The sequence below is a fragment of the Colwellia meonggei genome (assembly GCF_057537295.1).
This window is the reverse complement of sequence record NZ_BAAJLZ010000001.1, coordinates 1,081,178-1,102,319: the sequence shown is the minus strand read 5'-3', so window position 1 is coordinate 1,102,319 and position 21,142 is coordinate 1,081,178. Positions and strand designations below refer to the sequence as shown.

Annotated in this window: 32 protein-coding genes and 1 other RNA gene; 6 read left to right on the top strand and 27 right to left on the bottom strand. The window is 37.6% G+C overall.

The annotated features are described in order from the left end of the window. Position 1: 1 nt before the first annotated feature. Together AC27E9_RS04980 and AC27E9_RS04975 are read right to left on the bottom strand one after the other, a co-directional pair. Positions 2–376, bottom strand: coding sequence for an RnfH family protein (locus AC27E9_RS04980; RefSeq protein WP_487127826.1), 375 nt, complete (start codon positions 374–376; stop codon positions 2–4). 59 nt (positions 377–435) lie between these two features. Next, the gene (locus AC27E9_RS04975; RefSeq protein WP_487127824.1) at positions 436–867 is read right to left on the bottom strand and encodes an SRPBCC family protein; all 432 of its coding nucleotides are present in this window, start codon (positions 865–867) and stop codon (positions 436–438) included. A gap of 153 nt (positions 868–1,020) precedes the next feature. Here AC27E9_RS04975 and smpB point away from each other — a divergent pair, with 153 nt between their 5' ends. After that, positions 1,021–1,509: an SsrA-binding protein SmpB gene (smpB, locus tag AC27E9_RS04970; RefSeq protein ID WP_487127822.1), complete on the top strand. Its 489-nt coding sequence runs from the start codon at positions 1,021–1,023 to the stop codon at positions 1,507–1,509. Between the two features lie 107 nt (positions 1,510–1,616). Then, positions 1,617–1,967: a transfer-messenger RNA gene (gene ssrA, locus AC27E9_RS04965) on the top strand. A 144-nt stretch (positions 1,968–2,111) separates the two neighbouring features. On the opposite strand, the gene AC27E9_RS04960 is transcribed toward ssrA, so the two are convergent. From AC27E9_RS04960 to AC27E9_RS04890, 15 genes are all read right to left on the bottom strand, one after another. Then, on the bottom strand, positions 2,112–2,681 hold the full coding sequence (locus tag AC27E9_RS04960) for a hypothetical protein (protein WP_487127820.1): 570 nt from the start codon (positions 2,679–2,681) through the stop codon (positions 2,112–2,114). A gap of 246 nt (positions 2,682–2,927) precedes the next feature. Then, entirely contained in the window at positions 2,928–3,554 is a 627-nt protein-coding gene (locus tag AC27E9_RS04955; protein ID WP_487127818.1) for an HNH endonuclease family protein, read from the bottom strand. A 108-nt stretch (positions 3,555–3,662) separates the two neighbouring features. Continuing rightward, positions 3,663–3,851 carry a hypothetical protein gene (locus AC27E9_RS04950; RefSeq protein ID WP_487127816.1) on the bottom strand — a complete coding sequence of 63 codons (189 nt, stop codon included), beginning with the start codon at positions 3,849–3,851 and terminating at the stop codon, positions 3,663–3,665. A 33-nt stretch (positions 3,852–3,884) separates the two neighbouring features. After that, positions 3,885–4,067: a hypothetical protein gene (locus AC27E9_RS04945; protein ID WP_487127814.1), complete on the bottom strand. Its 183-nt coding sequence runs from the start codon at positions 4,065–4,067 to the stop codon at positions 3,885–3,887. 125 nt (positions 4,068–4,192) lie between these two features. Further along, complete coding sequence (locus tag AC27E9_RS04940; RefSeq protein ID WP_487127812.1) at positions 4,193–5,530, bottom strand: zonular occludens toxin domain-containing protein; 1,338 nt, start codon at positions 5,528–5,530, stop codon at positions 4,193–4,195. After that, positions 5,530–5,952 carry a DUF2523 family protein gene (locus tag AC27E9_RS04935; RefSeq protein WP_487127810.1) on the bottom strand — a complete coding sequence of 141 codons (423 nt, stop codon included), beginning with the start codon at positions 5,950–5,952 and terminating at the stop codon, positions 5,530–5,532. The genes AC27E9_RS04940 and AC27E9_RS04935 overlap by 1 nt, the downstream gene beginning before the upstream one ends. Beyond that, positions 5,952–7,694, bottom strand: a complete 1,743-nt coding sequence (locus tag AC27E9_RS04930; RefSeq protein ID WP_487127808.1) for a hypothetical protein — start codon at positions 7,692–7,694, stop codon at positions 5,952–5,954. The genes AC27E9_RS04935 and AC27E9_RS04930 overlap by 1 nt, the downstream gene beginning before the upstream one ends. 62 nt (positions 7,695–7,756) lie before the next feature. Further along, positions 7,757–7,981, bottom strand: coding sequence for a hypothetical protein (locus tag AC27E9_RS04925; protein ID WP_487127806.1), 225 nt, complete (start codon positions 7,979–7,981; stop codon positions 7,757–7,759). 37 nt (positions 7,982–8,018) lie between these two features. Further along, on the bottom strand, positions 8,019–8,339 hold the full coding sequence (locus AC27E9_RS04920; RefSeq protein ID WP_487127804.1) for a hypothetical protein: 321 nt from the start codon (positions 8,337–8,339) through the stop codon (positions 8,019–8,021). 16 nt (positions 8,340–8,355) lie between these two features. Further along, complete coding sequence (locus AC27E9_RS04915) at positions 8,356–8,580, bottom strand: hypothetical protein (protein WP_487127802.1); 225 nt, start codon at positions 8,578–8,580, stop codon at positions 8,356–8,358. Further along, positions 8,580–8,777, bottom strand: a complete 198-nt coding sequence (locus AC27E9_RS04910; RefSeq protein ID WP_487127800.1) for a hypothetical protein — start codon at positions 8,775–8,777, stop codon at positions 8,580–8,582. The genes AC27E9_RS04915 and AC27E9_RS04910 overlap by 1 nt, the downstream gene beginning before the upstream one ends. 27 nt (positions 8,778–8,804) lie before the next feature. Further along, on the bottom strand, positions 8,805–9,119 hold the full coding sequence (locus tag AC27E9_RS04905; RefSeq protein WP_487127798.1) for a hypothetical protein: 315 nt from the start codon (positions 9,117–9,119) through the stop codon (positions 8,805–8,807). Positions 9,120–9,158: 39 nt separating this feature from the next. Beyond that, positions 9,159–10,571: a replication initiation factor domain-containing protein gene (locus AC27E9_RS04900; protein ID WP_487127796.1), complete on the bottom strand. Its 1,413-nt coding sequence runs from the start codon at positions 10,569–10,571 to the stop codon at positions 9,159–9,161. Then, entirely contained in the window at positions 10,561–10,773 is a 213-nt protein-coding gene (locus tag AC27E9_RS04895) for a hypothetical protein (protein ID WP_487127794.1), read from the bottom strand. The genes AC27E9_RS04900 and AC27E9_RS04895 overlap by 11 nt, the downstream gene beginning before the upstream one ends. A 2-nt stretch (positions 10,774–10,775) precedes the next feature. Further along, complete coding sequence (locus AC27E9_RS04890) at positions 10,776–10,958, bottom strand: DNA-binding protein (RefSeq protein ID WP_487127792.1); 183 nt, start codon at positions 10,956–10,958, stop codon at positions 10,776–10,778. A gap of 173 nt (positions 10,959–11,131) precedes the next feature. On the opposite strand from AC27E9_RS04890, the gene AC27E9_RS04885 reads away from it, so the two are divergent. Beyond that, entirely contained in the window at positions 11,132–11,527 is a 396-nt protein-coding gene (locus tag AC27E9_RS04885) for a hypothetical protein (RefSeq protein WP_487127790.1), read from the top strand. 106 nt (positions 11,528–11,633) lie between these two features. Here the strand turns inward: AC27E9_RS04885 and AC27E9_RS04880 are convergent, their stop codons facing one another. From AC27E9_RS04880 to AC27E9_RS04860, 5 genes are all read right to left on the bottom strand, one after another. Continuing rightward, positions 11,634–12,401, bottom strand: a complete 768-nt coding sequence (locus AC27E9_RS04880; RefSeq protein ID WP_487127788.1) for an FRG domain-containing protein — start codon at positions 12,399–12,401, stop codon at positions 11,634–11,636. Positions 12,402–12,540: 139 nt separating this feature from the next. Continuing rightward, positions 12,541–13,068: a hypothetical protein gene (locus AC27E9_RS04875; protein ID WP_487127786.1), complete on the bottom strand. Its 528-nt coding sequence runs from the start codon at positions 13,066–13,068 to the stop codon at positions 12,541–12,543. A gap of 13 nt (positions 13,069–13,081) precedes the next feature. Further along, positions 13,082–13,813, bottom strand: coding sequence for a hypothetical protein (locus AC27E9_RS04870; protein ID WP_487127784.1), 732 nt, complete (start codon positions 13,811–13,813; stop codon positions 13,082–13,084). 223 nt (positions 13,814–14,036) lie between these two features. Next, a complete protein-coding gene (locus tag AC27E9_RS04865; protein WP_487127782.1) occupies positions 14,037–14,294 on the bottom strand; it encodes a hypothetical protein in 258 nt (85 codons plus the stop codon). Between the two features lie 448 nt (positions 14,295–14,742). Next, positions 14,743–14,934 carry a hypothetical protein gene (locus AC27E9_RS04860; protein WP_487127780.1) on the bottom strand — a complete coding sequence of 64 codons (192 nt, stop codon included), beginning with the start codon at positions 14,932–14,934 and terminating at the stop codon, positions 14,743–14,745. A gap of 254 nt (positions 14,935–15,188) precedes the next feature. Here AC27E9_RS04860 and AC27E9_RS04855 point away from each other — a divergent pair, with 254 nt between their 5' ends. Further along, positions 15,189–15,926, top strand: a complete 738-nt coding sequence (locus AC27E9_RS04855) for a hypothetical protein (protein WP_487127778.1) — start codon at positions 15,189–15,191, stop codon at positions 15,924–15,926. 42 nt (positions 15,927–15,968) lie between these two features. On the opposite strand, the gene AC27E9_RS04850 is transcribed toward AC27E9_RS04855, so the two are convergent. Further along, positions 15,969–16,166: a hypothetical protein gene (locus tag AC27E9_RS04850; protein WP_487127776.1), complete on the bottom strand. Its 198-nt coding sequence runs from the start codon at positions 16,164–16,166 to the stop codon at positions 15,969–15,971. A 337-nt stretch (positions 16,167–16,503) separates the two neighbouring features. Here AC27E9_RS04850 and AC27E9_RS04845 point away from each other — a divergent pair, with 337 nt between their 5' ends. Both AC27E9_RS04845 and AC27E9_RS04840 read left to right on the top strand, forming a co-directional pair. Next, complete coding sequence (locus AC27E9_RS04845; RefSeq protein ID WP_487127774.1) at positions 16,504–17,040, top strand: hypothetical protein; 537 nt, start codon at positions 16,504–16,506, stop codon at positions 17,038–17,040. Then, positions 17,040–18,053 carry a phage integrase gene (locus AC27E9_RS04840; protein ID WP_487127772.1) on the top strand — a complete coding sequence of 338 codons (1,014 nt, stop codon included), beginning with the start codon at positions 17,040–17,042 and terminating at the stop codon, positions 18,051–18,053. Before AC27E9_RS04845 ends, AC27E9_RS04840 begins: the two co-directional genes overlap by 1 nt. 212 nt (positions 18,054–18,265) lie before the next feature. Here AC27E9_RS04840 and AC27E9_RS04835 read toward each other — a convergent pair whose 3' ends face one another. The 4 genes from AC27E9_RS04835 to AC27E9_RS04820 form a co-directional block, all read right to left on the bottom strand. Beyond that, positions 18,266–18,748: a hypothetical protein gene (locus AC27E9_RS04835; RefSeq protein WP_487127770.1), complete on the bottom strand. Its 483-nt coding sequence runs from the start codon at positions 18,746–18,748 to the stop codon at positions 18,266–18,268. Between the two features lie 14 nt (positions 18,749–18,762). Then, positions 18,763–19,254 (bottom strand): hypothetical protein, encoded by a 492-nt coding sequence (locus AC27E9_RS04830; RefSeq protein ID WP_487127768.1) that lies wholly within the window; start codon positions 19,252–19,254, stop codon positions 18,763–18,765. Between the two features lie 742 nt (positions 19,255–19,996). Further along, positions 19,997–20,257, bottom strand: coding sequence for a YHYH domain-containing protein (locus tag AC27E9_RS04825; RefSeq protein WP_487127766.1), 261 nt, complete (start codon positions 20,255–20,257; stop codon positions 19,997–19,999). Positions 20,258–20,384: 127 nt separating this feature from the next. Then, entirely contained in the window at positions 20,385–21,038 is a 654-nt protein-coding gene (locus tag AC27E9_RS04820) for a hypothetical protein (RefSeq protein ID WP_487127764.1), read from the bottom strand. Between the last annotated feature and the right edge of the window lie 104 nt (positions 21,039–21,142).

The following is a 21,142-nucleotide window of genomic DNA, read 5'->3' as shown; positions in this document are numbered from 1 at the left end:
GTTAGCTCGACTTTGCTCTTCGTGGGTCAACTCGGCCACCAGTAATTTTGTCCGCTCGGCCTTCTTCTTTCGCTTTTTCAGCTCTGCGCTTTCTTACTTCTTTCGGGTCAGCAATTAGCGGGCGATAAATTTCAATGCGATCTAAGTCTTTTACAATATCTTTTAACTTAGCCGCACGATTCCATATACCAACATTGTTGATGGTTAAATCTATTTCAGGAAAGTCTTCAATAATGCCAGAAACCGCAATTGCCTGTTCAACCGTCGTATTGGGTTCAATATTACAAGCAATTAATTCCTGACGTGTTGGCGTACCATAAACCACTTCAATACTCAGTTGCTGCATTGCAACTTCATTCATTCCATCTTCACTCATACTAAACTCAATACATCTAAAATTTGTTGAATTACAAAACCAATAACCGTGTAAACGTTTTAACCGTATACTTCTTTCGCTCGTTGCGTAAACGCTTGCACCATATTATTGGCTAAATTGTTAAATACTCGACCAAACGCTAAATCAAACATTTTATTAGAAAATTCATAATCTAAATTCAATTCAATTTTACACGCTTCGTCTGATAGTGCTTTTAATGTCCAACCACCAACAAGTTGCTTAAATGGCCCATCAATTAAATTCATTTTAACTTCTTGGTTATTTACTAAGGTATTTTCAGTAGTAAACCACTTCTTCAAACCACCTTTTGAAACCAATAAAGCGGCGGTCATTGAATGCTCGTTTTGTGAAACAATTTTGCTATCACTACAGTCTGGTAGAAACTTTGGGTAAGAAAGCACATCATTAATTAAATGATACATATCTTCAACACTGTGCATCACTAATGCACTACGACTAATGTTTGGCATTCACCCTCCAATTATCAAGGGCGCTATCATATCAAAAGTCTTTAAAAAACGCATTAATGTCAAAAATGATAAATAAGCCGTTTAAATAACAACAATACTCCGTATAATGACGCCGTTTGCTGCTTATTTTTGGCAAATAAGAATGGAATTAAAATGGCAAAGAAAAAATCAAAATCATCAAATAGCAATACCATAGCGCTGAACAAAAAAGCCCGTCATAACTATAACTTAACTGATAAGTTTGAAGCAGGCATGAGTTTACAAGGCTGGGAAATTAAAAGTATCCGTAGTGGTAAAGTTAATATTTCTGACTGTTATGTATTTGTTAAAGACGGCGAAGCATTTTTAGTTGGCGCAGAAATAATGCCACTGAATGCGGCATCAAGCCATGTTGTGTGTGACCCTAACCGCTCTCGCAAGTTACTTTTAAATCGTCGTGAACTCGACCGTTTATCTGGTGCTGTTGATCGCGATGGCTTCTCACTTATCGCTACGGCGATGTATTGGAAAGCCTGTTGGGTAAAATTAGAGTTTTATCTCGGTAAAGGTAAGAAAGATCATGACAAACGTGCTGACATTAAAGACCGTGAATGGGCGGTTGATAAAGGCCGTTTAATGAAAAATAAAAACTTAGAACGCTAAATGAATAGCTAACTGGTTAAAAAATACCACGTTGTCTATTTAAACCAAGCGCGGTACAATGCGCTTTATAGGCTAATTTAGCTTATAATGAAAATGTAACAAACTTTGGGGCGGATCTAGGATTCGACAAGATTCACGAAACCCAAGGTGCATGCCCAGGGGCGGTTGGCCTGGTAAAAAGCCGCAAAACTATAATTGCAAACGACGAAACGTTCGCACTAGCAGCTTAATGCTAGCCATCGCCTTAAAGACTCGCCTATTGTCTTGAGAATCGATGGTCACCCTAAGTAGGCTAGCGAGGGAAGCACGCTTGAGGCTGAACCGCGAAATAGTATCAAGCTCACCATGATGAAGCCTGTCGATTGGCGTCTAATTGGCTAAATAAATAATCGACTAAGCATGTAGTACCGAGGATGTAGGTTTTTTGGACGGGGGTTCGATTCCCCCCCGCTCCACCACACAATAGCCTTTACAATCAATTGGTTGTAAAGGCTTTTTTATTTCCCGTCCACTTTTTGTCCATTAAAACTGTAGCAATTAGTAGTTTTCACTATAATGTTTGATTTAGAAACTGTTAAAACAGAAGCTCTTAATGCTAAAAACTATACTGTACTTGGATTGATATCATCACCAAATTTTTCAACATCTGAGCCGAATAAGTCATGCTCATCCTCAATAATTTCCGTTTCTAAGTTATCAGAGTGTTTCTTTTTCCAAATTGATATTGGAACTAGTGGAAAACTAGATGTTATTTGATTATATGACTTACTAATATTGTGAATTGCTTCCATTTCAATATCTTCTTTACACAAATATCTTTCTATTTTTCTCATCAAATTTGCAAACTGAACACCAGCGCATTTATGAAACTCAGCTTTTTCTTCATAACGATTTAGATACTGTAAAATTGCCAAAATAACTAATACAAGAGAAGAAACACTTACGGCAGAGGTAAAGAAGAGCTTATTATCGACAACTGACTCAACCCATTGAGCGTTTGCAAAAAAAAGTACTGATATTGAACTAATAGCATTGAGTACTGTTATTTTCTTTCCTTTTCGTAAGCAATCTTCCGAACGCAAATAGTGAGCCCTAGCTCCTCGCCTTGCTCTTTTAGCCCAAATTTTAAGCGTCTCTCTTCTTCTATTTTCCATTGATTTTTCGTAGCTCACATTCACTCCTTTTTCGAATACACTAACTAATTACATAATCACATAAATATCCGACTTGAATTAACATCCCATTAACGTAACTTAATAGTTATAAATTTCATAGTTTTATTCTAAATTTATAAAACTCAAAAAATAAAAAAAAGTCAATAGATGAGCATTTAAGGGCTTTACAGCCACTTAAAAAAAGATACTTTGAAAAACCAAATAAATACTTTACCCCCGTATTACTAGAACGGGGGTCTTAAATTACTTCTCAAACTTGCACTCGCTCAACACTTCCAAAATCTTATCGTGCTCGTCTTTATCCATACTTAATTGCCATTTCACTTTAATGGCCGTCCATATAATTACATACGCACAATGGAAGTCTTCATTTGGTGGCATCCACTCTGCGGGGTCTTTATATCCTTTTGAACCATTAGTACCACCACGAACTGCAATCAAGTGGCCTGCATTTTCCATATCATTTGCATAACGAACTCGCTTCTCTTTAGTCCATTGCTTTGCACCTGATTGCCATGCTTCTTTTAATGGCACGATATGATCAATCTGCAACTTGGCATAACCTGTTTTTCGATTTGGCTCAGTAAATAGCTTTGCTGTAAATGGGTCGTACCATAAACCTGAGATTACTTTCTTGTTATTTGCAGACCACTTAACAGGAATTAATGACTCTTCTTCAAGCACCTCTTGTCGCGTACTTTGTCCGTCACCATCTACATCAGTCCAATCACCAAACTGCGCCTTACGGCTATAATCATCACCAATTATTTCATCTTTGATTACAATATTTTCAAACAAGTAATCTGTATTTGCTGACACTAAAAATGATGCGTTCAAAAACAAACAACCTAGTAATAACTTCCAATACATATACGATTCCCTTTCCTTTTTAAATTTACTTTAATCTAACACCTTAATTCTCAACCCCAAATTTTAAATAGAACGTGAACACGTTCACAACCTCAGTAAAATTTCGCGTTACCGTTTTTCATACTGGTGCACTTTGGCTATCTTGCGCAAATGCACACGATTAATGACACTGCTTTCTACTGACTGATTCCAGCCTTTTAGAAACTCGTTGAGTTCTTCTATTTCCAACGTACTAGCTGTTTGCTGCATGACTTTGTCTGACAGGAGATTAAAGCGCCTAAATTGCTCTCTATTCATGATGAACACTCCGTGTTTTAAATTATATTTCCCTTATTTATCGTTTGAACTATCTTGCTTAGCGCGAAGAAAGAAATCATCAAAGACATTGTGGTCACGGGACTGACCCCACTCATCTAGGAGCAGGTGATATTCTGCCATCTCTTGAGGGGTAGCGATTTGTTTAGCGGCTTTATCTGATAAATAACAAAAGCGCTCTCGTTTGGCATTATGCATGTTAAGCACTCCTTGCTTAGGGTTACTTAACTATCGTACATAATGTGAAAATATCAAGGTTAGTGACACGCTCGCACGTCCTCGTTGCTCAGGCTTCGCCCTCGTCCTTGAGAGCGACTTTTTGATTAGTTAGCTGAAAGCAATGACGGGCTTTGTGCTGTGGGATTGTTGGGTGGTGTGTTGTTAATGGTTCTTGGCGTGCAATAAACAATGCGCTTTTTCTTACCTCGCGATAATTCAACGGCACATTCATTGATGTAATGAACTTTGATGCCGAAGAACTGCAAGTCAGTGCTGTTAATGGCAATTTCGTTTTGCGCTTCGGTTAAGGTGAAGAAGTACTCTTTGTACTTTTTGTCTTTGTTAAGCACCACATCAAGATAACCGGTGAAATAAATCTTGGTAGCATTGTACGGCAGGCCTAAAGAAACAGTGTTTTCATTAAGACCCGTATTAGCGTCAGTATCACCAAAAAAACGAGGAGCTTCAGCAGTGGCCTTGCCAAAAACTTGATTGTTTTCTTGAACGCTTTTTTGAGGCTCTTGACTAACCACCTTGTCGTCAGTTTGAAAAAAGCCCCACCATGTCGCATAACCGATACAAAGAACCAGTATGGCGATTGTAAAAATAAAAGTAGGATCTTTGAGCGCGGCAACGCCTCCTCCATTGCTACTGACGTTTCCAGTTGAGGTACTTCGATAAAGCTTGTGAACGTCGAGTGGGATTTTCCGCCATTTGGTGGGGTCGTCTTTCTTTTTGGGGTGTCCTGTGGACTTGGGACTGTGTTCATGGATGCGTACCCTGCGTTTGTAGTAAGGAATAAATTCGAGCATTTCATAGTATTTATGGCCGTAAGCGAATTCGCAGACGGAGCGAACAAGTTTGTGTATTTCGGTTATTTCAGGCGTGCAGTACACAATGTCCCAGTTATATTTGCGGTGACGCATGTTGGCCTCACGCATGGTGCGTGGGTATATCATGTTGCCATTGGTATCGAGTACCACCTCCCCCGAATCATCAATTAAGTCGTCATCAATGTCAGGTGAGAAGGTTTTTAATTCTTTGATGTAGTAGTCGTAGAATTTTTCTGGCAGTTTGTCTTTAATGACCTCGATACCAAGCTGGTCTTTCGGCACATCAAATTCAATCGGTTTGAATACGGTGGTATCGGCTGGGAAGATGTCTTGGACTTCGTCCATGACAATAAAGGCTTTAACGGGCATCCACCAAAACCAACGACGCCATAGGTATTGGCCTTTGCTACTTTGAGACGATAAACGCCAAATGTCCGCCCCTTGTGGGAAGGTTTCATTAAGCTCTATTTCAATGGTTTCTTTGGTACACATGCCTTCAATGTTAGTAACAACAAGACGCCCTTGGCGCAATGCTTCAAGGACACGAAACCAAACGACACTGGCAGATTTGAAAGAGCCTGGAGGGCCATGAAAAATATGAGCAGCCATTAGCTAAATAACCTCATGACAAATTTTGTGACATAGGCATTAAGAATTAAGTTAATACCATCGAATAAACGCATATCAACAAAGGCTTGTCGTACATCTTGTGGTAGCAGTGACATATTGGCAGTGATTTGGCTCATGATGTTTAAGTCGGCAATGATGACTTTGGCAATGCCCCAAGAGAATTTCATGAACTCAATTTGATTGTAAATTTTGACCTTAACAACAAAGACTATAAGCCAAGCCCAAAAACGCTCTATCATCGTTGGAATATCATCAAAAACGTACGTCCAGTAATCCCCTATTTCATCGGCAAGCATTTGCGAAGTACCCGCCGCGTCTTTGTATTCTTGTGCGAAAACCAAATAAGGCGTTAAAAGGAGAATAAGTAATAGTGCTGAGCGAGACAGTGTTAAACGAAACATTAGTCTTTTCCTCCTAAGATAATGAAAGCCGCAAGGACTGAGCAACCCAATAAAATAGGCGCAGCCAATAAGGCAAAGAATGAGCTGAAACGACTTAAGGAAATATCAAACGTGCCTTGGGTGAGACTTAAATTACGAGCGGTATAACCTGAAGCAGATGGCACAGTAATGCTCATGAGCGTTGAAGCTTCGCCTTTGATGGTATTAATTTGTGTGGAGAGCTCAGTTTGTAATGCCGTTACTTCTGTTTTAAGTTTAGAAATAGCGGCAGCATCAAACATGGAATTGAATTTGGTTTTGTTTTTCTCTTGCGTGGTCGTGGTGTACTTTTTCTCTTCTTCAATCTCTTCGAGTTTATCGACGACCGCCGCACTTGAGCCACCGCCACCTCCGGGAATATTCTTAACCGCAGCCACTAATTTATCGTTCCCGCTTTTCATCGTGGAAATGAGTGCTTCATTACTTTTACGATTGGTGAGCTCTAACGTTTTAAGGTTATTGTTCGTATCTTGCGTTAAGGCCGCAATGTCTTGTAACCCTTTTTCGGTATTAGATAAATCAGCGTTGGGATCTGGTGTCCACTCCCCGCCCGAATCAAGACATGACGCACAACCACCCGAAACAGATACCGAGCATGAGCCGGCAATCGTCGTTGGTGGGCATGAGGTTTCGGTATAATCCCCTGACTTGTCCCACGTACCACCGAGCTCTTCACAAATACCTTTGTAAGCAGAGCCAGCAACAACAGAGCAAGTCCCCTTATCATCAAAGTAATCACTCTCACCTTCACCAACATCAGGATGTTTGCTAGGGTCGCACATAAAGACATTGTCTAAACTAAAACACCCATCATCACAAACCTCACCACTGCCAGCGCCTGTACAATGTTTGGTTTTATCAGCTTTGCACAGGGTTGTTCCTGAGCTGACAATACACTCGTCATTTTCATCACCAATACCTGAGCCGTCAAAGGGTGGCTCTTCAGACGCAGCACAACCTAAAGGTGAAGATTTAGTACCGCTATAATAACTATAACCATCACCACTATGTCGTTGAACATCACAAGAAGCACCACTAGGAGACGTATAACACATAGTTTCAGCCGTGTTGTTTCCTGAATCTAAAACTAGCCCCTGACAATCATCATCAGCCTTATGTAATTCAGATAAAGATTGTAAATAAGCTGAATAGTCGCGCGGGTCATAACACATTGTTGAACCATCAATAACAATGGTAGAGGAATAATTTGGGAAGGTCTCAGGCGGGCAAATCTCAACCGTTGTAATTTCTAAATCTGCCAAGCTAAAATCATAACTTTTAACCAAACGCTTTTTAGAGCCGCCATTACTTTCACAAAGCCTATCGCCTTTAACAGCATAAGGAGTAACTGTAAAATTCAAACTAACTTGATTTGGATAGTTATACGGACATTCATAATCACTATTAAAATTATTTTCAGCAAGCGGTCTCGTTCGGTTCATACAAGCCGCTTCGCCCTTCTCAGGAGTGTAAGTCCCCTGACCAGAAACCTTAAGATTGCCTATTGACGGGTCTGCAACACAAGTTATAGACCAACCTGCGTCTCTATCAGGTGTTTTAGTCGGAATAGCCCCACTTTCAAATGGGTCGATAATAATATGCGATTGGTCGTTAGCATGAGTAAAAAATGAAGCAAAAAAAGCGACTAGTAAAGCCGCTTTTGATGTGATGCTGCGACCACGGTTAGCTTGCGCGTATGCCACTGGAGAACCCCTCAACAAAGCAGTAAGTAAATATGGTCGCGAACATCAAGGACGTGAGCATCTTAACGAGATAAGAACTTAATAACGTAAGTCACACCCGTAATAACGGCCACAATACCTAAGATGGCAACAACTGCTGCCGTGGTATTGGTTTCACCGTCTGCACCTGCTGCGGTAATTGTTGCAGAATGGTCAACCGCAAATGCAGAAGCGCTTGCTAAGCCAGTTGAAGCACCCGCAGCAACCCATTTACCGCCTTTTTTCATCATGTTAATAACTTTACTCATAATATTTTCCCCTTCAGGATTGTTTCAATTTAAGTGTTTAGGTCTTACCAAAAATACGTGCCACGCGACCTATAGAGTGACCCGTAATAAATCCGACTAAGCAAATGGCGTTAAAGAACGCAAAGTCCAAAGCCGAAAATTCAAATAAGTCGATTAGTGTGGCGACAATGGAATCAATATTTATCGCGTCATAATCAGACTTGCTCAGTAGTACTAGCTCACTGGGGCAGTTTTCTACTGAAGTACTATCAAGGCGTAAGTTACCGTTGTTCATTTCACGTACGCAGTACGCAGCATGTGCGTTAGCGCTAAGGAATAAACTGGTTGTTAACAACATCAGTAGTACGAGTTTTTTCACTAGTTTTTCAACCTCATTAATCAACCTCATTAAGCACACGCACATCATCGTTATGACAGATAGGACAACAGACCATGTTTATTTTGGTCATAACATCGAGTTCCATTTCGCTACCTTGCCAACCGCATGAGCAGTGGAACATCACATCGGTAATATCGCGTTCAGCGAGTAAGAAAGTATGTGAGTTCATACCCAAACAAGTGAAAGGAGCATCCTTGCTATAAGCTCGATGTTTCATCATCATTTAAACCTGTGTTGACGTGGCAATTCAGAGATAAAAAGCTCAATAAGTGCGTACACTTCCCCGACACTCAAGTCCGCTATTTTTCGTGATTTAGATTGCTCTAATTCAGCGATTAACGGCATAAAAAGCATCAACTCTTCAATGGTGAGAAGCTCGATACATTTCATTGCTTGATGTAAGTCGGAGAAGATCATCAGTTACTTACCTAGTTACTTGCTTAGTTACTTAACCAGCTCAAAACCTGACACGATGTTACGTGCTGGGTTTTCTGGGTCAGCGTCGAGAATTAAGTTAACCGGTTGCAAGAACGGACAGTTTTGTTTGAAGTTGTTGAACAGGCCAACATCAAAAGCCATGTTCACTTCTTGGGTGTCAAAGCCTGCTTGCTGAATATTGTGTTGCTCGTTTTGAAAGTCTTGCGCAGGTTTGGCGTAAGTCACGTTAGCGAATTGATATGGTTTAGGTGCACCCGATTTGTTTGATGTGCCTGAGCCAAGTTTTACGGATAGAACAACAATATTTTTTAGTACTGACATAATAATTTCCTATTTTCGTTTAGGTGGTTTGAATTTGGTTTACGTTGCTTGTAACTGGTCTAAATACTCCTGCTCGGATATCGGTATCGATAGCCTGTCAGGTAGCCATGCCCTGCTGTAAGGCTCGGTAATGCCCTGTAAGAATTTTTGAATAATATCGCTGTCTGACATATCGCAAAGTACGCGCATCATGTTGATAGCTTTACGAGTAGAAATGACTTGGTTTTCGATAATGCGGTCAACGGTCATTTTGGCTTTTTTGATGGTGGTCTTAATGACGCTTTGTTCTTCATTTAAAAACGCTAATGCGGGATAAGCTCCTGCTAGGTATTCACTGGGTTTAATCATGGTTTCAAGAGGAATAACCCGTTGGCTTGAATGAAGCTCAAGTTCCCAACGTACCCATTTATCGTTTGGGTCGCCCATTTGAATGCCTTTCTCATAAACACGTAATAACTTGCCTGACTCACGTGAGCCGACATACAGCGAGCGACCTTTATCAGGTATAAAGCGAAAGTCTTTGCAGAGTTCTTTTTTGACTTTTTTGGTTAAGTGGCCTGATTCGATATACATGTAAACGGCAGGTCTACCGCCTGAGCAGAAACCGCCCTTTTTGGCATATTTACGGGCAACATTAACTGAGCGAGTACCACTAAAATCATCATGGGCTAAATCAATACGGGTGATTTTGATTTCTGGAATGTTTTTAACTTCGTCATAAAGACGGTTTAAATCTAGGGCATCACAACCTAGCCCCATGAAGGAAACGTAACAGCCGAGGTTTTTACCGCCCCAACAGATAATGCCAGCGTGTTCGCCGTCAGCATAAAGGTTGGCTGAATAAGTATAATTAAAGCGCCCTGCTGCATTGTTTTGTACTGTCCACATGTAGGTTTCAGAAGTGAACACATGGTTTAAGCGGCATACGAAACGTTCAGCCTCACCACAGCACAAGGTATCAAGCATATTGACGCCGATGTTATCGAGCAGATTGTCTAAACGGTCACCATATTTTGTTGCGGTATCGACCTCTAGTTCGCCCTTGAGCATGTGGTTGAGTTCATGGCGTGCAGCCACTTCGCTTTCTGCTAACGATAGGCTTGATAGGTCTAAGTTTTTATAACTGCGCTCGTTATATTCACGGGTGATTTTGCGACACGCATTATCATAAACATTGAGAATGTCTTGATAGGCATTGGTATCAAATGCATTAACGCTAATGAGTTGTTCGTTCTTGGTACGTTCAAGTAAGTTTAAACGACGAGCCAGTGAGCTTTCTTTTGCCTCAGTGATAATCCCTGTTTTGACACAAGCACCTATTTTGGCGAGATGTTTAACACGCAGTAGACCTTCAGGTGACCACGTTAAGGAAAGTGCATCCACTTTACACGGTATGTTGGTTGCTGGTTTGGCATCCATAGCAGGTATACGTGATTTGAAATTACTGGTCATCGAATGCTCCTGAATCATGAAGCTCTTGCCAGTTGTCGTCGGTTACTTCGATTAAGTTGAAGTCTTGACCGTAGATAGGTTGTAAGAATGCGATTAACGATATTAAGTTCGAAAAGTGATGCACGTCGCCTTTGTGCTGAATAGCCACATCGCCCCATGCTTCTTTTTGAAAGTAGATATCTTTGATTTCAGAGTAAGGCATGGTTATGCGGCCTTCTCTGCTTCGGCACGAATAGCAGCCATGTTGATAAAGGTTTTTTCGCGTGCTTTTTGTTTGGTTTTTATGGGTAAACGACCTTGGTGAATTTGTTGGCGTACGTTGCCTACAGTGTCGTTTGTTATACGGGCGTAATCTTCTACGCTGAGGAATGGAAGCGATGAACACACAATATCGCGCTTTAGAGATTCAAATTGTGAGTCTGTAAGTGTAATATTGCCTGTTAACATAAATTATCCCTCATAAAATGATAAACGTTGGCGCGTTAATGATATGAACGGATGTTAAACTCATATTTTATCACTTTCAAGCCATAAAGTGATATTTTGTTAGGATTTTTCGTATGAATATGATTTCCAAAGATATTTTTTCTAGGTTATTGGCAACTTCTGGCATTAAGACTTTAACTGGTTTATCTAAGGAACTTGGCTATACAGAAAACTGGGGAACATCAACAAGAAAGCGAGGCGGAATTCCTTTTGAAGCTTGCGCACAAATATCTGAAAAACATAATGTTTCAATGGACTTTCTTTTATACGGAATTGATAACGAAAGAAAAGAATTAGATGTAAATGATTTGAAAGTAGCCGTAACTGAAGGACTGTTTACGCTGATTCAATTGAAACTAATGGAACCAGCAGAAGGTGTAAAGATCTCAACAATGGCAACGGCAATAACCGACGAGATCATTACCAGTTGCGGTATTGAAAATAAATTAAAATCTAAAAAAGCTATGTAAACGTTATAAAAAATAACGCACTGTTAAGTGGGCAAATTGTACTTAGCTAAAATGTAAGGCGAAGCGGAGCCTAGCCAACTGTTAAAAGTCCTGCTGAAATGACTTGTTATGTCTTGGGTGGCGGCGGAGGTGGTATTAACGGCATAACATCTCGGTTATTAAAAAACATTTCCTTCATTGATGAACAAATACCGTCAAAGTCTGGAAACATAGTCATAGAGTTAATACCCATAAGGTTTAAATCATTCATCACTAGTTTTCTTTCAGAAATAGGGAGTTCTGCTTTATATAAGAATGTTTTACCAGTGGTAGCCCCACATCTAGTGATATATTCAGACAAATCTGAAACATTAGTCGCTGTAGTTACAGCCATTTGCTGAATCATTCTTGGGTTATTCTTTGCGAAAGGTCGAAAAGAACTAACGAAAGGTGTTTGATCTCTTAAATTAAGTGGCTGTGTATAAGTTTGAGACCATAAATTAATATCGAAGATGCTTATTGAAACTTTTCCATTTTCTGGAACATGTGGGTCTATATCTTTAAACGCAAAGTATGCCGCAATGTATGGAGATAAAGTCCAATCTAATAATGGGGTAGGAAAACCATGATGCTGTAATTTAGCTAGGAAAGCTCCAAACTGAATTTGATTTTCCATTTCAATATATTCATTTTCAGTGGCAGATACATAATAGCCAACCTCTGGAATTATCCTGTTTAAATAATCAAGTAACATGATATTCATTTTAGATGAGTACCTATGAAATGATGTTTGTAAAATCCAATCTGACTTTCGCTGCCCACGAAAATAATATTGAGCACCACCTTGAACAATATTACCGATCCATTCTTTATATTTTGCCCAGCTATCTATCACAGTGCGCACCTACATTTATCGAAAAACATAACCCTTTGCTAAGGGGCAATTAATAGTTGGTTATACTTGCGCGAAGCGCCAAGCCAACTGTTAATTGTCCCAGTGAGTTTACGAGCGAATTTAACCAACTTGTTATACGCTACCGAAATAATTTTCTCAGTAAACTCATACCATCTTGAGAAACCCTCATCAATTTCAAGCTCCCATTCTTTCTTGTTTGAAACAATAGTTTTTTCTCAACGAGCCTTTTCAGTGACGTTGATGGATTAGATAGTTTTATTCCATGCTCTTTAAGAGATTTATTAACCTCACTAGTTTTAAAATCATTCTGTTCGGAGTCATTTTGAACATAGTATGCTGTCAAGAGGCACTTCTCTAAATCATTTACATCATCCTTGAACTTATGCATCCATTCACCAAAAGAATTTGGGACGACTATGTCTTCTGGTGATGTATTTGTACTTTCACTTAAATTTGTTTCGACTATTTCTGGTGGAGCAGCGTTATTTGAAGCATGGGTATTAGTATTTATTGACTCTTCTTGTACTGATGATAGTAAATTGATTATGGAGTCTAGGTTATCCATTTGATTTTCTACGAAAGCTTCGCTGCCCTCAATCTCAATTTCACCAGATTTTAAATTTATTTTTACCCTTGTAGTTTCCATTCCATGATCCCTGTTATTTGATTAATTCTGACTTATACATTAACTCTTCAATCGTTGCTCTATACTCTTGAGATATAGAGGAAATATCACGCCTTTTAGCGTTATAGTATATTTTATGTGCTGAAAAATTTCCTACTAGGCGGAAATTTTCTAAGTTATCTTTTGAATTTCTGGATAGATTCAAAACTGAATTATTTTTTGCATTTGAAGCAATTCCGTTTAGCATTTTGTAACTGCCGTCATCATTTTTTATTTCGGCTTCGATACTCAGTTTTTCATAAGAAAGAATCAGTAATATTTCGAGCAACCTTCTCATCAAAACCGCGCATCCATCAAAGATATTTTCTTGATAGGATGCATTTATTTGTTTTGATAACGATTCGACAAAGCCTCTCGTACCGCTATATAGTAACTCAGGAATTATTGTGTCTTCAGACACTATTTCTTCACTTTTTGTATGGACTTCAGGCACCTCTTTCTCTAATCGAGATATCGTCTTCCCATGAATTTTGTATGCTGAAGGTTTACTACCTCTAATAAAGTCTTTTGAGGACAATAAGCTTTTTTTAAGCCTAGATGTATTAGGGCGTGAATAGTGTAGTTGATCGAAAACAACCATCAAATCAGTTATTTCAAACTCTAAAACTCCCTTAGTGCACTTAATATAAAATGCGACAAACAAACACTTCTGTATCTCTGTCTTATCATCTAGCGATACTAAGGTTGAATACCTACTTATATTCATATACTCCGATATTCCTTTGCGTATAACAGCTTTTTATGAGGAAATAATCCTTGTTTAAAGCAGGGAAATTTCCTCTTCTTATACTTATTTTTAAATAGCAATACTGAAATTAATTTTATAATTCAATCAAATAGCTATATATATTTGAAAAACAGGATACTTAGCACCGAAAAAAAGTCCATTACACGACATTACAAGATGAAAACTGAAAGATTAATTGGCTTTATCGAGTACGAGTAAAGCTATCTAATTTCACTATTTTTAATATGCGTTTTTTGTTTTTATTTTCTAATGCTTCTATTACTGATGTTTCCCATTCTTTTAAATACTTTACTCGTAGGTTTGGGTTAATTTCCTTTATTTCTAAATAGCGCTTTAACAACTGTTTTTCGTAGTAAACAGGGTCTGTTTTTTCAAGCTTTAATGCTTTGAACAGAATCACTAACACTATGACGATAAACGCCCAAACCACACCTTCCATTTGATGTTACATCCATAAATAAAAATACAAATGCTCAAAATATACAGTGACAAGGTAAAAGCCGAGTGAGCATTGATAAACCATAATATCGGCTCGTCACTTTCATAAATTACTACCCTAACTCTATGAATAATCATATAGCTAATGGCTATCAGGAAATATATTAAATATATCCATAATGTTGATCTAGAATGCTTTATTGTAAATAAAACGTGTAGGCCAACTGATGTTAAAACTACATTTGCACAGGTACTGGCCATTACTAAATAAAACGTATAAAAATCACCTGTTGTATTTATGTATTGATTAAAAATACATGTAGCAATAGCGAGCATGATTAAAATGAAGTTAGACTTATTTTCTTTTAGGTTTTTATAGCTAAGTACAAAACAAAATATGTACGCTACGAGATAAAACTTCGCTATAAAGTGTCCAAGTTCAAGCGTTATCACTTCTTCACGGGTCTGGTTGGATGGCCTCCCCCTTGATTGAATAAAGCTTGTGCTTCATCAGAAATACTTACTGTATTTTGTGATTGGCTTGGTGATTTTTCAACATTTTGATTTGGCAACTCGGTAGGTTTTACCAAGCTATTTTGCGTGTTTTGTAGGCTAACGCTAGCGTTAGAATTGATTTCCATATCAGTTCCTTATTCCCTATCAGGCTGATTACCTTAATGTATTATTTTAAAAATCACAATGACCTTATAAAATAAATGTGTATTATATGTCACATAATCTCTATAAGGATATAAAGAGACATATGTACAACCTTTCCAGTTTTTTCTTTCTTTAACTATTTTCCTTTAATTTACATTTTTTTAGTGATTAATTAACAAATAAGACATATTATGTCTTGCAATAAAATAATAATAATGAAGTGGAATAATTTGATATGACAGGGCAATCTCAATCACCTACCCCTTCGGGACCTGAACAACCATCAGGTTTTTCTTTTGAAGCCTTCGGTACAAAGTTCGCTTTATGGGGTAAACATACTTTTTGGGTACTAATAACAGTACTTGTAGTTTATTTAGTTTTTCAAACTGAAGCTAATGAGTATTATAAAAAGACTTTCAATAAAGTTGAATATGAACAAAAGAAAAAGTTCTATCTTCAACATGAATTCATATCACCCATTATAGATGCGTGGGACGACATACATGACATTGAAGATATGAGTAAAAAAAGTGTAAAGATGGTTAGAGAAGGAATCGACGATGCGGTAATGATATACGAAAATCTCGACGTTAAATCACTATCAATGGGGATTCAAATTACTTGGCAATACCATCTAGCTAGATTAAAAGTTATAGAAGCCGATAAATATTCTAAAATTAACGCTCTTGAAAAAGCTATTGAACTCTTAGAAGAGGCAAAGAAAAATAGTAATAATTCAAGCATGCTAACTCCTAAAGATATGGAGTTCATAATAGCAAATAAGATGAATGCCAGAATAAAAAGAACTCTTTTAAATGCACATGCTTTAGCATTTCATATCACCAAGGATGTGAAACATTCACTGATGGCTCTTGAAGTCTTAAAAGATATAGGTGGCTGCAGAGAATTAGACTCAACTTACTTTTATCATAAGAAAATTGCTAAAGCTCTAGACTGTAAAATAATGGCATAAAAAAGCACTAACTGAGTTAGTGCTTTTAATTGTTAAATAAAACTAGGCTGGTTTTAACAAGCCTTTAAGCTTATCTAATAGGCTATCGCTCGAAGTAGGTGGTTTAAACGAACCAAGGTCATTGCCGACAATTACTTCATTTTTTGGATTTTTCTGTTCTTGATGGTCGACTGCTACTGCTACGCCAGATATTGCTAATAATGTAAAAAGTACTTTAATTGTTTTATTTTTTCTCTTCATGAGATCCTTTTCCATTCCGTTAAAAATTTTCCTAATTCATCAATACTAAAAGGCACTGTTGTTAACGCTATAACAAGTTACCGTTAAAGTAATAACTACATGAAAAACTAGAACGTGTTGAGTATAACGAATTTATACGGCGAAGCAATTTTTTTGCACAAAAAAGCGTCTATACAGTGCGATTTACAGTAATTTCAGACATGTCTTACAAAATAATGATTGATATTTTATTTAATTAAAAATTAAATTTAAAGAAAATTCCTAATAGAAATGTGGGCTTTACAGCATAAACATGTATTATTGGCAACATAATCTCTATAAGGATATAAAGATACATATGTACAAATTTTCCCTTCTTCTATTTGTTATATTCAGTTTTCCATCATTCGCAGGTTCAAAGTGTCAGTTAGAGTGGAATGCCTTTAAAGCAGTTCAAGACCAACTAAGACATCAAAGCTATGAGTGGTTAAGAGACAAAGAGCGCCGAAAGCATAAGGAATATCAAGACTGCCGAAAAGGTAAGACTAAGAAGAAAAAACAAAAAAGTGTGTCACAGAGTTACAGTAGTCAAACAAATAAAAAAACAACTACTAGCAAGACAAGTAGAAACCATATATTAAACTATAGAGCGCCCCGCACCAGACATAACTCGGTTATTGATATTAAGGGTCATTTCACAGGTGAAAAGCAAAACGATTGGCTAGAATATTATAGAGAAGTTAAACCTGAATTTTGTAAGTCACCAAAGTCGACAAGCCAATTTGCTAAATGCGTAAATAATGAAAAAGAAGAAGTAGAAAAATTTAAAATTCTTTGGAGAGTACGCAACCCCGGTAAAGAGACACCCGGTTCAATAGTTCTTGGTCATGGATAATGAAAAAAATTAAAAAAGTACAAGATGGTATTTGGCGTACTTCAAATGATGAAAAGCCATATTATGTTGATATTCGCCCAAGTGGTAAACATGGGGCACGTAAGCGTGGCGAATTTTTAACACGTAATGAAGCTATTAGGTTTAAAGACTATTGGAATACTGAATTAAGAAATGTAAAGGAATGGGAGCCTGACCCAGAAGACAATAGACGATTATTAGAATTGATTGAGCTATGGCATAAGTTACATGGAAAAAGCTTAACTGATATCACTAAGCGCTTGGCCAAGATGAAAGCGATGTGTGAAAAAATGGGTAATCCCATTGTTAGGAAGTTAACTGCTGCTAAGTGGTCTGAATACCGCGCTTTACGACTTGAGAAGGTATCAATCAAAACGGTAAACAATGAACAAACATATTTAAACGCAATGTTTAATGAGCTTATCCGATTAAATGAAATTACTGTAAACCCCATTAAGAATGTTAGAGCGTTAAAGTACAAGCAACCAGAGATGGGTTTTCTTTCACCTGATGAAATTCCTGTATTGTTAGAAGAGTTAAAAAAGTCGAGAAATGATGATGCCTATATGGTTACCAAAATTGCATTATCTACTGGTGCTCGTTGGGGTGAAGCTGAAAACCTAACCGAAAGGCAGGTCGCACATAATCAAATTACGTACATCAACACTAAAGGTGGTAAAAACCGCACTATCCCTATTGATGAGAAGCTTGCTAAAGAAATTCCAAGTGGAAAAGGTAGGTTATTCAAAAACTGTATTGGTGCATTTAGGAAAGCTTTAGAGCGCACAGGAATCCAACTTCCTAAAGGACAATGTAGCCATGTGCTTAGACATACGTTCGCAAGTCATTTCATGATAAATGGCGGTAATATCTTGGTGCTTCAGCAAATACTAGGTCATGCCAATATTAGCGACACGATGAAGTACTCACACTTTAGTAAAACTCATTTAGCCGATGCGATTAAGCTAAACCCGCTAAGTTCTGATGACTATTAAATATCTTAAAAAATTTAATAAAAAATATAAAAGATCAAACTAAAACTAATTCTATTATCCATAGAACTTATATAAAGATTAATGACAACTTCAATAGTATCCGTGTTTCTTAAATACTAATTTCATCCATTTAATAAAACCTTAGGTTTAGATTGAAGGAAGTAAAAGGACAATTAAGCTCAGTTTACCTAAAGGAATACAGCAATATAAGTTTAATTATTTAGGTCCTTTAACTTAGAAATATACAATTGTGGGTGGGTTAACAAATCATCAATATTAGGAGTATTTAATGTAATACTTTTAGCCACAAGATCTGTAAAGTGAATACAATTCTTATTATAAAGATTATAATCCGATGGATAAGTCGATATAGCTGACACATTAGTAATTGAATAATCATACATTTGCTTTGAAACAGCTACAGCAACACCATTATTGGCACCGCTTAAGCTACGTATATTCTCTTTTACCACACCTCCCGGAACTGTTCCAAATGCTACTTTAGACGTTGGAGCTTCAGGGTCTGGATATAGTCCATACCCCTTAAAGCTCTTCCAAGTATTTCTTAATCTATCTCTAATCGCCCAGACTACAAAAGCATGACCAGGAACATAGTCTCTAGCCAAAAATAACATCCAATACCCTTTACTTTTTGGCCATGTATTGTGACCCCGATCTATTTTTTTAAGAGACATAGAGTTCTTCTTTGTTAATTCCTATTTCGAATTACGACATTAGCCCTACCTTTAAGCACAGAATCTTGAAAGTCTGACAATTTTCTATTTTCCAATGAGATTTCAATCAGGCGTTTCTCTAGGTCTTCAATTCGAACATCTCTATTATTAATTCCACGAACCAAAGGCAATAAGTGTGGTGGTATTGAATCAGGGTCTGTACCAGGGGCTAAATAGCCAGTCACTTCAAAATCAAACTCATCTGGCTCATCTTCTTCCGGCTCATCTTCTTCCGGCTCTGGTTCCGGATCGAAGTCAAAATCATCTTCTTCTGGTTCTGGTTCTGGTTCTGGTTCTGGCTCTGGATCAATATCACTAGTGTCCGGCACTTCAACTTCAATGACATCATCGTCTGGATCTGCAGCTTCTGCAGCGTCTCGCATAGCTTCACCCAATCTTCGAAAAGCCTCTCGAGCAACATCCGCCTCAACACCAGTATCTCTTCCATTTAAATGAACAGTTGGCATAGCCTTGCTTCCTTATTTAGTTTGATTAAACTTACCTTGTTTATAAAAGCTTACTTATTCTTTATTATCTGGGTATAGCAAACAAATCAACATAATTCCAATGCCTACTTTTCAGTAACCAATTGCAAGCTTTTAACAGCGTATTAATGTTTTTGAACCTACCAGAATTGTTCGAGAAGGAAATGATGTAAGTGTCAGACAAGTTTAGTCAATAAACATGTCCACTTTTTGTCCACTTTGAATTAATAAACAATGATATTTACAAACGCACCCTAACGTTAACTTATTGTTATATTTATAAGTTATTGTTTTCAATACGTTATAAATAGGTTCGATTCCCCCCCGCTCCACCAAAATAAAGACCGTTTTTAGTCTAACTGTTATACCTAGTAACCTTTAGATTTGGCGATAAACAAATAATCGTTTATGACAAGAAACCGCTTAATTGCGGTTTTTTTGTGCCTATTGATTCATGAAAAAGAAAGAACGTAAATGTTGATATAGATGTCGATGATTTAAAAGTAGCTGTAATTGAAAAGCTATTTACGCTGATTCAATTGAAATTAATGGAACCAGCCGAAGGTGTGAAGATCTCAACAATGGCAACGGCAATAACCTATGAGATTATTACCAGTTGCGATATTGATAATAATTCAGAATCTAAAAAAATTATCTGAATTAGTTTGCTGAAATCAGCTGGAAAGAAAAACCTCCAACTGATAGCACTCTTGGAAGGTGTTTATTACTGAATTGAACAATATCCTCCATAATCTCGTTTAAGTGATAAGCATGAGGTTTTAGCGTACCCACACCTTTTTTCATTATTGACATTCCAACAATAGGTAACTTTTCTTGTGGAGTGAGATGATTTTTTACTGGAGTTATGACAATGATAACTACCATCTGAATGTTTGGTGTGACAGCCATTTGAGTTTGTTCGACCGCTGTGTCCAAACGAATGAAGAGATAAAAAAATGATGCTAAGAACTAAGATTTTTTTCATGATACTTCTACTACTTTTGATTAATTCTAACGCCCTGCTAAGAGGTAAATCGTAGTTGGCTAACGTATGAAACGAGGAGGAATATAGCCAGCTGTTATTTGTCCTTTTTAGTGACTTGCTAGGGAAATTACCCAAGCAGCTCATTTACTTTTTTCATATACCAAACATCAGGTGTTTCTAACTTTATATTGTGATGAGTTACATCTCTGCTTGGCAATGTAATTTCCCATATGAATTGCTTATAAAGCCCATCAGAATTCCAAAAATCACCGTTATCTGGTGAAGGTTCCAATACAAAGAAACAAGACTTTGAACGACCAAATTTTTTGTTGGCTTCAAACTTTGTTGTACATGCTAATAATACATAAGGAATATAGTCATGAGGCATACCTTTTAATGACCAAATATCCTCTTGACATGCTACTTCAAGCAACCCGTGAAGCTCCTTCCAAGTAAGGGCTGGAACATAGTTTTTTAATTTTTGATGAATATTTTCAATGTTTTTGCAAGCCCATAATTTTGCAGCTTTAGCAACTGCGGGGTCTTTAGGAAGGTTTTTAAATTGATCATAAGGTTTATGATTGTCTGTAACAGTTGGGCAACCGGAATTTTTATAATGAGCAAAATGAGTTTGCTTCTGAGATTTATCTGCTTTTACAGAAATTGGGGTATTGCAAATACGGCAACAACCATCAACGTTCGGGCCATACTTCACAACCCAAGCATCGATGTGTATTGGTTTTTTATTAAGGTCACTAGGATGATAAGCATACACATTCATTTTTGGAAACTCCTATTCCACTAACGCCTCAATCAGAGGCAAAAAATAGTTGGTTAAAATTGGCGACGTAGGAGCAAAACCAACTGTTTTTTGTCCTGCTGAAT

Coding starts and splice junctions, on each gene's coding strand:
- AC27E9_RS04980 (WP_487127826.1), bottom strand. CDS start 376: ATGAGTGAAGATGGAATGAATGAAGTTGCAATGCAGCAACTGAGTATT.
- AC27E9_RS04975 (WP_487127824.1), bottom strand. CDS start 867: ATGCCAAACATTAGTCGTAGTGCATTAGTGATGCACAGTGTTGAAGAT.
- smpB (WP_487127822.1), top strand. CDS start 1,021: ATGGCAAAGAAAAAATCAAAATCATCAAATAGCAATACCATAGCGCTG.
- AC27E9_RS04955 (WP_487127818.1), bottom strand. CDS start 3,554: ATGTATTGGAAGTTATTACTAGGTTGTTTGTTTTTGAACGCATCATTT.
- AC27E9_RS04950 (WP_487127816.1), bottom strand. CDS start 3,851: ATGAATAGAGAGCAATTTAGGCGCTTTAATCTCCTGTCAGACAAAGTC.
- AC27E9_RS04945 (WP_487127814.1), bottom strand. CDS start 4,067: ATGCATAATGCCAAACGAGAGCGCTTTTGTTATTTATCAGATAAAGCC.
- AC27E9_RS04940 (WP_487127812.1), bottom strand. CDS start 5,530: ATGGCTGCTCATATTTTTCATGGCCCTCCAGGCTCTTTCAAATCTGCC.
- AC27E9_RS04935 (WP_487127810.1), bottom strand. CDS start 5,952: ATGTTTCGTTTAACACTGTCTCGCTCAGCACTATTACTTATTCTCCTT.
- AC27E9_RS04925 (WP_487127806.1), bottom strand. CDS start 7,981: ATGAGTAAAGTTATTAACATGATGAAAAAAGGCGGTAAATGGGTTGCT.
- AC27E9_RS04915 (WP_487127802.1), bottom strand. CDS start 8,580: ATGATGAAACATCGAGCTTATAGCAAGGATGCTCCTTTCACTTGTTTG.
- AC27E9_RS04910 (WP_487127800.1), bottom strand. CDS start 8,777: ATGATCTTCTCCGACTTACATCAAGCAATGAAATGTATCGAGCTTCTC.
- AC27E9_RS04905 (WP_487127798.1), bottom strand. CDS start 9,119: ATGTCAGTACTAAAAAATATTGTTGTTCTATCCGTAAAACTTGGCTCA.
- AC27E9_RS04900 (WP_487127796.1), bottom strand. CDS start 10,571: ATGACCAGTAATTTCAAATCACGTATACCTGCTATGGATGCCAAACCA.
- AC27E9_RS04895 (WP_487127794.1), bottom strand. CDS start 10,773: ATGCCTTACTCTGAAATCAAAGATATCTACTTTCAAAAAGAAGCATGG.
- AC27E9_RS04885 (WP_487127790.1), top strand. CDS start 11,132: ATGAATATGATTTCCAAAGATATTTTTTCTAGGTTATTGGCAACTTCT.
- AC27E9_RS04875 (WP_487127786.1), bottom strand. CDS start 13,068: ATGGAAACTACAAGGGTAAAAATAAATTTAAAATCTGGTGAAATTGAG.
- AC27E9_RS04870 (WP_487127784.1), bottom strand. CDS start 13,813: ATGAATATAAGTAGGTATTCAACCTTAGTATCGCTAGATGATAAGACA.
- AC27E9_RS04865 (WP_487127782.1), bottom strand. CDS start 14,294: ATGGAAGGTGTGGTTTGGGCGTTTATCGTCATAGTGTTAGTGATTCTG.
- AC27E9_RS04860 (WP_487127780.1), bottom strand. CDS start 14,934: ATGGAAATCAATTCTAACGCTAGCGTTAGCCTACAAAACACGCAAAAT.
- AC27E9_RS04855 (WP_487127778.1), top strand. CDS start 15,189: ATGACAGGGCAATCTCAATCACCTACCCCTTCGGGACCTGAACAACCA.
- AC27E9_RS04850 (WP_487127776.1), bottom strand. CDS start 16,166: ATGAAGAGAAAAAATAAAACAATTAAAGTACTTTTTACATTATTAGCA.
- AC27E9_RS04845 (WP_487127774.1), top strand. CDS start 16,504: ATGTACAAATTTTCCCTTCTTCTATTTGTTATATTCAGTTTTCCATCA.
- AC27E9_RS04840 (WP_487127772.1), top strand. CDS start 17,040: ATGAAAAAAATTAAAAAAGTACAAGATGGTATTTGGCGTACTTCAAAT.
- AC27E9_RS04835 (WP_487127770.1), bottom strand. CDS start 18,748: ATGTCTCTTAAAAAAATAGATCGGGGTCACAATACATGGCCAAAAAGT.
- AC27E9_RS04830 (WP_487127768.1), bottom strand. CDS start 19,254: ATGCCAACTGTTCATTTAAATGGAAGAGATACTGGTGTTGAGGCGGAT.
- AC27E9_RS04825 (WP_487127766.1), bottom strand. CDS start 20,257: ATGAAAAAAATCTTAGTTCTTAGCATCATTTTTTTATCTCTTCATTCG.
- AC27E9_RS04820 (WP_487127764.1), bottom strand. CDS start 21,038: ATGAATGTGTATGCTTATCATCCTAGTGACCTTAATAAAAAACCAATA.